This window comes from Clostridia bacterium (assembly GCA_014360065.1).
GTDB lineage: Bacteria > Bacillota > DSM-521 > Neomoorellales > JACIYF01 > JACIYF01.
The window spans coordinates 1-3,656 of record JACIYF010000182.1 but is presented as its reverse complement, the minus strand read 5'-3'; the positions used below and the strand labels follow the sequence as shown (position 1 = coordinate 3,656).

Genomic DNA, 3,656 nt, shown 5'->3' with positions numbered 1-3,656 from the left:
ATAGGCAACCAAGGAAGGGGCCAGCTGGACCTCAGGGTCCAGCTGGCCCCACTTGGGCTCTTGGGCAGGAATGACTTTTATGTGCTTTATCTGGCCCCGGTAGTTGGGATGAGACTGAATTTGGTCCAGAATCTCACGAACTTGCACGAGGATAAGCCTCCAGCGTAATTAGGGGCTCGGGCTCCGGCTACCTCTTCCTGCAGCCGCTCTTCCAAGTTCGCCGGTTGGTCAATCCCGTAAGAAACTCAACCCGTGCCTCGCCCTTGAGGGCCTTGAACCTCTCCTGCTTTTCCTGCTCTTGCGCTATCGGGTACCCCACTGACACGAAGCCCACTACGGTGATCAGCAAGTGGGAGGCCCACACCAGACGCAGGGCTTGGGGCTTGAGCCCAGTAAACTCCCTATCCGGAGATTATGGCTATGGCCACGCCCGCTGTCAAGAGCCCAAGCCAGGACTGCCACTTGGCTTGGTGGTTTCTTGTGCCGAGATTGGCTCCTTGAGCAGCGATGCAGCTGGAAGCCAATGGACTAATAAATACCACTACACTGGGAATGGCGCCAGCGCCACCGGCAGGTGCTGGGGATCCCGCAGGCTCCCTCAGGGCAGAATCCTTCCCATAGGCGGCAAATTTTCCTTGCCAAGGCCACCAAGCTTTAGATAAATTAGACACGAGCAGGCATAAACCACCACAGGGGGAAGGTCATGAAAAAGATAGCTATCTTTGCCTCCATAGTCACCGCAATCTTCCTGGCTATGGTGGTCTTTGATACCAACCAAGTCGCAGTTGAGTCCACCGAAAGCGGCAATAGACCTCATGGATCCGACGGGCAGTACTCAAGTTTCGAGTACGGCCGAAGCGGCATGAACCGCCCCCTGGTAGCCTACAGAATCAGCGCCCACTCGGTTCCCGACCAGCGCAAAATCCTGTGCGTTTTTGCCATCCACGGATTTGAGGATGCCTGGTATCGGGATGGGGAAGAACTGGTCAACATCGCCCATGGCGTCATCGATTATTTTCGGGACAACCCTCAGGTGCTCGGCAATTACCAGCTGATTGTAGTGCCTTGCGCTAATCCCGATGGCCTCTACGAAGGGTGGACATGCAATGGCCCCGGCCGCTGCCAGATATCAGCAGGAATCGACATTAATATGGATTTTGACTATCGCTTTCAGGTACGGACCAACCCCCGGAACAAAACCGGAGCTCGGCCCTTCAGTTCGCCTGAGGCTCGGGCCCTGCGCGACTTGGTTTTCAAAGAAAAACCAGGGATAATCATCGACTTTCACGGCTGGCTATGCTCGGCTGCCGGCGACAAAGCCATCGCCGAGATTTTTTGCCGCAACTTAGGCCTCGAGTATAAGGATCCAGATGCCAGCATCTATGGGGGATTCTTTAGCGGGTGGGCTTCCCAGTACGCTAAGGCAGTGCTGGTGGAGTACCCCAATCCCTTTACTGGCCAAGGGCCGTTTGATTTCCGCACCGACATCCAAGTTGAAACCCACGGCTTGGTAGCTCACTGGGGCTATACGGATAAAACCATCAGCGCCATCACCGAGATAGTTGACCAGGGCCTTTGACAGGAACACTACTTTGGGGGTCTATCTACGGGAACAACACCAGAAGACGCCGTCACATGATCATAAAAAGGTAAGCCAAAACAGGGTGGAGGCGAGCGGAGTCGAACCGCTGTCCGAGAGAACACCCACAGAAGCTTCTACCAGGATAGTCCCTGTTTTAGCTTTCGCCGCCGCAGCTCCCAGGGACAGGATCTTGCTTTGGCTAGCCGGCTAGGTTTTCCCCGGAAAGCTCGCCGACCTAACTTCCAGGTAGCCCGCTAGTGTGACCCCCTGTCCACCCTCGCGGGCCAGGGCGGAAGGAGGTAACTGCTAATTAAGCAGCTAGAGCGTATTCTTCGTTGGCACTTAATAAGGTCCACTGTTTAACGAGCTAGTGGGATCTCGCCTGGCTACCTCTGCCAATGCTTCCCCCGTCGAAACCAGTACGCCCCCATGTTTTTAAATCTAGTATTGGCTGCGCTCCTTAAGGGTCCGTTCAATCTCGCGCTGAGCGCTCTTGGCCGCCAAATCCTGGCGCTTATCATAAAGCCGCTTCCCTCGGGCCAGCGCCAGCTCCACTTTGGCCAATCCTCGCCTATTAAAGTATACTCTAAGTGGGATTAAAGTCAAACCCTTTTCCCGGCTTTTGCCCCAAAGCCGCATGATTTCCCGCTTGTGAAGGAGCAATCGCCGAGGACGCTTGGGCTCATGGTTGAAACGGTTGCCCTTTTCGTACGGGCTAATGTGCATATTGTATAGGAAAAGCTCGCCGTTTTCAACCTGGGCATAGCTATCCTGGAGATTAGCTTTGCCGACTCGAAGGGACTTGACCTCAGTGCCGGTCAGGGCAATACCCGCCTCATAGGTCTCTTCGATAAAGTAGTCATGGCGAGCCTTCCGGTTTTCAGTTACTACCTTTATAGGCGCTTTGCTATCAGCGCTGGTCATGGGCATACCACCCTGCCGTCTGGGTTGCATCTGCCCTGAAGTATATCAGACCGGCGCCGATCCGGCAATTACCAGCCCATTTTTGGGGCTTACATTTTCAATTCCTGGGTAACCGACTGAACCTGCTTCTTAAGATCCATAGGCCGATCTTGACGGTGATCAATGGTCATGGAGGTGACCACCCTGTTCACCCCATTGGCAAACGGAGCCTGGTGCATTTCCCTAGCCACGTCCAACAGCTGGTCCAGCTCCCCTTCTACCACCGTACAGGTTGGGGTTACCTGATATTCCAGCCCCCGTTGCTCAAGAATCTTACAAGCATCGGCGATGTAAGAGGAGATGCTGGAGGTTGGAGTACCTACCGGTAAAACGCTGATCTCAAGAATGGGCACATTACCCACCTCCTGGAGCTATTAAACTCGAATCTAGCTTGCCCGCGTGGATAGCTTTTATGCCCGGCTGGGCTAGCTCCATATCAATTTGCCGGGTAGCGCGATCCGCCCGTAGCACCCGTACCTGCACCGGATCCCCCAAGCGAAACGTTCTCCCGGTATGCTGGCCCACCAGGCTGAGGTGCTCCTCATCGAAACGGTAGTAATCGTCAGTTAAGGTGGAGATGTGCACCAACCCTTCTACCGTATTTTCTAGCTCCACATAAAAACCATAAGCGGTAACCCCACTTATAAATCCAGAGAACACCCCGCCTACGTGCCGCTCCATGTACTCCACCTTTTTCATATCCACCGAGTCTCGCTCCGCCTCTTCCGCCGCCCGTTCCCGCTCCGAGGAGCGCTGGGCGTATGCATGAATCATTTCCTGCCAGCGCCGGTAGCGCCGAGGCGAGAGGGCACCCTTCTCCATCACTTCCCTGAGGACCCGATGCACTACCAGGTCGGGATAACGCCGGATAGGGGAAGTGAAGTGGCAGTAATATTGCTTAGCCAGCCCAAAATGGCCCAGGCTCTGAGGTGCGTAGCGGGCATGCTTAAGGGAACGCAGCATGGCCATGTTGACCGCCCGCGCCTCAGGCTTGCCCGCTACCGCCTGAGCTACCTGTTGTAGGTGCCAAGGCTTAACACCCTCCCGATCACCGCGAATGTGGTAGCCCAGGGGTCCTAAAAACTTGTTCAAGTTGGAAATCTTTTCCGGA

Annotated in this window: 5 protein-coding genes and 1 other RNA gene; 1 reads left to right on the top strand and 5 read right to left on the bottom strand. The window is 55.1% G+C overall.

Features of this window, described 5'->3' with window-relative positions; genetic code table 11:
- Nucleotides 1-147, bottom strand: a 147-nt coding sequence (locus tag H5U02_14580; protein ID MBC7343647.1) for a hypothetical protein, incomplete at its 3' end; no start/stop codon positions are given.
- A gap of 556 nt (nucleotides 148-703) precedes the next feature.
- Here H5U02_14580 and H5U02_14575 point away from each other — a divergent pair.
- The gene (locus tag H5U02_14575; GenBank protein MBC7343646.1) at nucleotides 704-1,579 is read left to right on the top strand and encodes a hypothetical protein; all 876 of its coding nucleotides are present in this window, start codon (nucleotides 704-706) and stop codon (nucleotides 1,577-1,579) included.
- An 83-nt stretch (nucleotides 1,580-1,662) separates the two neighbouring features.
- On the opposite strand, the gene ssrA is transcribed toward H5U02_14575, so the two are convergent.
- From ssrA to H5U02_14555, 4 genes are all read right to left on the bottom strand, one after another.
- Nucleotides 1,663-2,011: a transfer-messenger RNA gene (gene ssrA, locus H5U02_14570) on the bottom strand.
- Nucleotides 2,012-2,023: 12 nt separating this feature from the next.
- Nucleotides 2,024-2,506, bottom strand: a complete 483-nt coding sequence (gene smpB, locus H5U02_14565) for an SsrA-binding protein SmpB (GenBank protein ID MBC7343645.1) — start codon at nucleotides 2,504-2,506, stop codon at nucleotides 2,024-2,026.
- A gap of 89 nt (nucleotides 2,507-2,595) precedes the next feature.
- Entirely contained in the window at nucleotides 2,596-2,898 is a 303-nt protein-coding gene (locus H5U02_14560) for an MTH1187 family thiamine-binding protein (protein MBC7343644.1), read from the bottom strand.
- A gap of 1 nt (nucleotide 2,899) precedes the next feature.
- The coding region (locus tag H5U02_14555) for an RNB domain-containing ribonuclease (GenBank protein MBC7343643.1) at nucleotides 2,900-3,656 on the bottom strand (757 nt) is incomplete at its 5' end.